Genomic DNA, 5,332 nt, shown 5'->3' with positions numbered 1-5,332 from the left:
CCCCGCGCCAACCGGGAAAGGATTTCCCGCCCGTCCCGGGGTTATCAGGAGGCCTGATTGTCAGAGAAACGCACCAAAATGCTCACCCTGTGGGTGACGGAAGACGAGCACCGGCGACTGCTTGAGCGCTGTGACGGCAAACAGCTTGCGGCGTGGATGCGTCAGACGTGCCTGGATGAAAAGCCGGCGCGTGCCGGCAAACTCCCCACGCTTGCGCCGCCGCTGCTGCGTCAGCTGGCCGGGATGGGAAACAACCTCAACCAGACAGCCCGGAAAGTGAACAGCGGGGCGTGGTCCGGGCATGACCGGGTGCAGGTGGTGGCCGCGCTGATGGCCATCGACGCCGGACTTGAGCGGCTGCGCCATGCGGTGCTGGAAAAAGGGCCGGATGATGATCGTTAAATTTCACGCCCGGGGGCGCGGCGGCGGCTCCGGGCCGGTGGATTACCTGCTGGGGAAAGAGCGTAACCGGGAGGGCGCCAGCGTTCTGCAGGGGAAGGCGGAAGAAGTCCGGGAGCTGATTGACGCGTCGGTGTATGCCAAGAAATACACCTCCGGGGTGCTGTCGTTCGCGGAGGCAGATTTGCCGCCGGGGCAGCGTGAGAAGCTGATGGAGAGCTTCGAGCGGGTTCTGATGCCCGGACTCGATAAAGACCAGTACAGCATCCTGTGGGTGGAGCACCGTGACAAGGGCCGTCTGGAGCTGAATTTTCTTATCCCAAACACCGAACTGCTGACCGGAAAGCGGCTGCAGCCATATTTTGATAAGGCCGACCGTCCGCGCATCGATGCCTGGCAGACCACAGTGAATGCCAGTCTGGGGCTGCACGACCCGAACGCACCGGAGAACCGCCGGACGCTGGTCACGCCGAACACCCTGCCCGGAACGAAGCAGGAGGCCGCTGAGGCGATTACCGACGGTCTGGTGCGTCTCTGTGTGGCCGGAGAGCTGAAAACGCGTCAGGACGTGATACAGGCGCTCACGGCGTCAGGATTTGACGTGGTGCGGACCACGAAGAGCAGCATTAGCATCGCGGACCCGGAGGGGGGCCGCAATCTCAGACTGAGGGGAGCAATCTATGAACAGTCTTTCGAAAATGGCGACGGACTTCAGGCAGAAATCGAGCGAGCAGGCGAACGATACAGAGCAACTGCTGAAGAACGAGTTCGACAGGCTCGGGAAGTGTGTCAGCGAGGCACTGAGCTTAAGCGGGCAGAAAATCAGCGACGACATCGCCGAACAGAACCGGGCGCTGAGCGAGGCCCTGAGGCACCACAGCAACGGCATGACAGAGGCCATGCAGTCACACCGGGAGAGCGTGATGCGTCTGGCAACGCGCCGGTGGCTGTCGGTGCTCATGACCTCGCTGCTGCTGGCCGGGATGTGCGGGGGCGTGCTGTGGCTGCTGAGCTGGAAAATCGCGTCGAACCTGGACGAAATCGCGGCGCAGAACGCCACGCTGGAGAAGCTGAACGCGAAGACGTGGGGCGTGGAGTTCCGGGAGGGGAAGGACGGGCGCTATCTGGTGCTGCCCAAAGGCACGGAAGCGGACACAAACTGGACCATCGGGAAGCACCGGGCGGTGAAGCTGGTGAAGGAGTAACGGAGCATGACAGAGCTGGAAACGCAGTTGCTGAGCGCATTAGAGCAGCTACAGCAGGACTACTCGCAAAGGCTGGACGAGTGGGAGAACGCCTTCGGGGAATTGCGGACGATGTGTGGTCTTATGCAACGGGACAACGAGCGGCTGAGCGGGCAGGTCACGCGCTTGAGTCAGCAGGTGGAGCGCTTGAGCGGGCAACTGAGTCGTTTGAGCCGATAGTACAGCGGCGCGAGTACGAGGTGGTGGCGCGTGCGCGGGTGGTGCAGGAGCAGCGCCAGAAGGAACTGGTGAAAGAGCGGGAGTATCCGGGGCCGTCGCTGGAGCTGTAGCGGGCTGATTTGGGTTAAGGGCGGACGGGGGTATGATGTGCCTGATTTAACCTTTCAGATTAAAAGGATTTTTTATGGCAGCAGACGAGAATACTGAACCGGGTCATACCGGTTATCACCGGTATGAAATTACCGGGGACGACACGCACTACACCGATGTTCTGTACAGTGAAAAAGTCATCCGGTGCCGGCGTGTGCCGGTCAGGGGGATCACGCTGACGGTGGGGGTGTTCTTTGACGGCACGGGGAACAACCGGGCGAACGCCGACGATCTGCGGCTGGCGTATGCCCACTGCGCCGGGCTGGTTGGCGAAGAACGAGCCCGGGCGTGCGCGAAGTATGAAGAACACGCCAGAACGGGGCTGGGTAACGGCAGCTGGCAGGGGGGTCACACTAATATCTCGCGGCTGTTTGACCTTTATCAGTCGAGTGATGAACTCAGCGACAGTGAGACAGAGGCACAGGTGAAAGCCTACGTCAGCGGCATCGGGACGGCGGACGGGGAAAGTGATTCGATGCTGGGTAAAGCGCTGGGCAGCAGCCTTATCCGGCAGTTCGAAGGGGTGGTGACGAAGACCGATGAGGCGCTGGACAAGATCAGCGCAGAGCTGACCCGCTTTATCAAACTTAACCGTGACAAAGTGGCGATCGCGAAGGTGCAGTTTGACGTGTTTGGGTTCAGCCGCGGGGCGGCGGCGGCGCGGCACTTTGCCAACCGGGTGATGAACCAGGACGCGGCGATAGCGGCAGCGATAGAGAACGGGCTGGATATGGCGGGGCACCACGGCAAAGCGGCCGGTGAGGTGCGCTTTCTGGGGCTGTTTGACACGGTTGCGGCCATCGGTAGCCTGCTGAATTTCTACGGCGTTAACGGGCGGAGCAACCCCGGGGTCAACCTTGAGCTGCGTCCCTCAGTGGCGCAGAAGGTGTTTCAGATAAGCGCGATGCACGAGTGCCGGTACAACTTCAGCCTGAACAGCATCGCGGGGATGTGGCCGGAGCTGGCGCTGCCGGGTGCACACTCGGACATCGGCGGGGGCTATAACGCGGGAGAGGATGAGATTTCCCTGCTGACGATGCCGGACTTTGAGGTGACGCTCGACAGCGCGGACGAGACGCAGACGGCGGTGTACCGTCAGGCGGAGAAGATGCGTCAGGCGCTGTACTCGCTTCCGGCGCTGAAGTACCTGATGCCGCACGGCGAGGTGGAGACGAAAATGATTTCGTGGCCGCGGGTTAACCGGGACAAGGCGCGGGCGTTTATTTTTGAGAAGAAAGTGGGTGCGGCGGTGTTCATGACGCGTAAGGCGGTACCGAACGACTGGGAGAAGGTGAGCCTGCGGGTGATGCTGGATGCGGCACAGGACGCCGGAGTTATGTTTGCCCCGATACTCAGCAGTAACAAAGAGCTGGCGCTGCCGTCAGAACTGCTTTCCCTGTGTGACAAAGCCATAGCTCAGGGGCGCGCGGTCCGGCGCGGCGCGGAGCCTGCGGGCTTCACGGCGGAGGAGATGCGGACCATCGGGCGCTACCTGCACTGTTCGGCGAACTGGAACATCGACTCGGACCTGAGCCTGTGGGTGAGTCCGTCCTCGGGCGAGGTTTTTCTGCGAAACCACTATGCGCCGACGGATGAGCGCTCGTTCGTGTGGCCGATGGCTCCCGGGAAGGGCTGGGTGCGGACGGTGTGGCGGATGGACGACCAGCAGCAGTGGGAAGACCGGGCGCGGGCGAACGCGGACGCGCTGGACGGACTGTTCTGAGGAGGCAGGGATGAGACGATTACCGCTGATGGTGTGTGTGCTGGGCGTAATGCTGCTTGCAGGCTGTCATGACCGCCGGGCAGGCGTGAAGACGCTGCTGGGAGACGGCGTGGAGCAGTATGGGAAAAAGCTGCCTTACGACCACTGGCAGTTTAATTTTTTTCACCCGAAAAACCTGCCTGCACTGGTGTCAATGGTGTATCTGGAGGACGGGGATATCCGGGAAAGTATCTTTCGGCAGCTTGACGCAGCCAGACCAAGTCAGAGCAGTGTGGAGAAATGGAGCCAGCGCGTAGGTAGTTTTTCAGCCAATTTTAATACCGGCAAGGCGCTGCCTGTCAGGATGACTGTGTGCTGGGACTCGGTTATCGATAAAAAGGCGTATGAGACGGAGATCTGGTTCAGCCGGGAGACGTGGCAGCAGATGCTAAATGCCTATCCTGATACCTATAAGCCGGGAAAGACGTATTACCGGGATAATATGATTATCGGACTGGCTCCGGGGGGAACCGTAAGGGTCTGGCTGGAAGATAACGGCGATCCTGTTGTGCTCCAGCATCCTGCGCGGCAGCTCACCCTGACGGGGAATGACATGCTGATATGCAAAAACGTTCCTAACAAAATTGATTTCAGTTACATCGAGGCTAACGGCTACGATCCCTTTATGCGTGATTTTATCAAGGGGAAGCACTATCCGTATGGCGACTGGTAGGGTGTAAGGATCAGCAAAATCAAAAGGATCTTCTTGAGATCCTTTTTTTTCGCGCGTAGTCTTCAGCGCTGTAAACAAAAAAACCACCGCTACCAACGGTGGTTTGTTTGCCGGAGTTCAGAGCTACCAACTCTTTATTCCGAAGGTAACTGGCTTGGTGGAGCGCAGATACCAAAACTGTCCTTTCAGTGTAGCCGCAGTCAGGCCACCACTTCAAGAAGTCTCATATCTAAATCCACCTTGTTCAGTTACCAATGGCTGCTGCCAGTGGCGTTTTTGCGTGTCTTTCCGGGTTGGACTCAAGACGATAGTTACCGGAAAGGGCGCAGCAGTCGGGCTGAACGGGGGGTTCTTGCACACAGCCCAGCCTGGAGCGAACTGCCTAAACAGAACTGAGTGTCAGGCGTGGAATGAGAAAACGCGGCCATAACAGCGGAAATGACACCGGTACACTGCACGGCGGGAATGTGGAGGCGCAGGAGGGAGCCGTCAGGGAGAAATCTCTGGCATCTTTAAGCCACATCGGGTTTCGTCTTCCACTGACTTGAGCGTCCATTTTTGTGATGCTCGTCAGGGGAGGCGGAGCCTATGGAAAAACGGCAACGCCGCATCCTTTTTCCGGCCCTTCCTGTTTTGCGCGCCATTGTTTTCTTTCGCTATCCGTAAGTAGGTAACGCCCGCCGCAGTCTCATGACCGAACGTGAGTGAGCGAATGAGCGAGGAGGCGTAACTGCACCAGTCCGTGCATGGCATTGCGGACGCTCCTGAGCCACATATCACACCTGCCACATGAAGCACTTCCCTGAATCTTTACCCGGCCGTAATATATTAAGCCAGTATACACTCCGCTAGCGCTACGTGACTGGTTCAGGGCTGCGCCCCGAAACCCGGCAAAAGCCACTGACGCGCCTGCGGCTTGTCCAA

At 59.3% G+C, this 5,332-nt stretch carries 5 protein-coding genes and 1 pseudogene; 5 read left to right on the top strand and 1 reads right to left on the bottom strand.

From position 1 onward, the window contains the following. Nucleotides 1-78: 78 nt before the first annotated feature. From CNE01S_RS23705 to CNE01S_RS23690, 5 genes are all read left to right on the top strand, one after another. Complete coding sequence (locus CNE01S_RS23705) at nt 79-402, top strand: MobC family plasmid mobilization relaxosome protein (protein ID WP_174522193.1); 324 nt, start codon at nt 79-81, stop codon at nt 400-402. 677 nt (nt 403-1,079) lie between these two features. Next, complete coding sequence (locus tag CNE01S_RS25145; RefSeq protein WP_082763286.1) at nt 1,080-1,604, top strand: MbeB family mobilization protein; 525 nt, start codon at nt 1,080-1,082, stop codon at nt 1,602-1,604. A 6-nt stretch (nt 1,605-1,610) separates the two neighbouring features. Continuing rightward, a complete protein-coding gene (locus CNE01S_RS25140) occupies nt 1,611-1,823 on the top strand; it encodes an MbeD family mobilization/exclusion protein (protein ID WP_082763285.1) in 213 nt (70 codons plus the stop codon). A gap of 184 nt (nt 1,824-2,007) precedes the next feature. Continuing rightward, nucleotides 2,008-3,696 carry a T6SS phospholipase effector Tle1-like catalytic domain-containing protein gene (locus CNE01S_RS23695; RefSeq protein ID WP_061279113.1) on the top strand — a complete coding sequence of 563 codons (1,689 nt, stop codon included), beginning with the start codon at nt 2,008-2,010 and terminating at the stop codon, nt 3,694-3,696. Between the two features lie 10 nt (nt 3,697-3,706). Further along, nucleotides 3,707-4,408, top strand: a complete 702-nt coding sequence (locus tag CNE01S_RS23690) for a DUF2931 family protein (RefSeq protein ID WP_061279111.1) — start codon at nt 3,707-3,709, stop codon at nt 4,406-4,408. Between the two features lie 247 nt (nt 4,409-4,655). On the opposite strand, the pseudogene CNE01S_RS26115 reads toward CNE01S_RS23690, so the two are convergent. Beyond that, nucleotides 4,656-4,766: pseudogene (locus CNE01S_RS26115) on the bottom strand (replication initiation protein); the annotation flags it as partial. Between the last annotated feature and the right edge of the window lie 566 nt (nt 4,767-5,332).

The sequence above is a fragment of the Cedecea neteri NBRC 105707 = ATCC 33855 genome (assembly GCF_001571265.1).
In the GTDB taxonomy this organism is placed as follows: Bacteria; Pseudomonadota; Gammaproteobacteria; order Enterobacterales; family Enterobacteriaceae; genus Cedecea; species Cedecea neteri.
This window is presented reverse-complemented; position numbering and strand designations above follow the sequence as displayed.

Excerpts from the sequence above, each read along its gene's own strand:
- CNE01S_RS23705 (WP_174522193.1), top strand. The coding sequence starts at position 79 with ATGCTCACCCTGTGGGTGACGGAAGACGAGCACCGGCGACTGCTTGAG.
- CNE01S_RS25145 (WP_082763286.1), top strand. The coding sequence starts at position 1,080 with ATGAACAGTCTTTCGAAAATGGCGACGGACTTCAGGCAGAAATCGAGC.
- CNE01S_RS25140 (WP_082763285.1), top strand. The coding sequence starts at position 1,611 with ATGACAGAGCTGGAAACGCAGTTGCTGAGCGCATTAGAGCAGCTACAG.
- CNE01S_RS23695 (WP_061279113.1), top strand. The coding sequence starts at position 2,008 with ATGGCAGCAGACGAGAATACTGAACCGGGTCATACCGGTTATCACCGG.
- CNE01S_RS23690 (WP_061279111.1), top strand. The coding sequence starts at position 3,707 with ATGAGACGATTACCGCTGATGGTGTGTGTGCTGGGCGTAATGCTGCTT.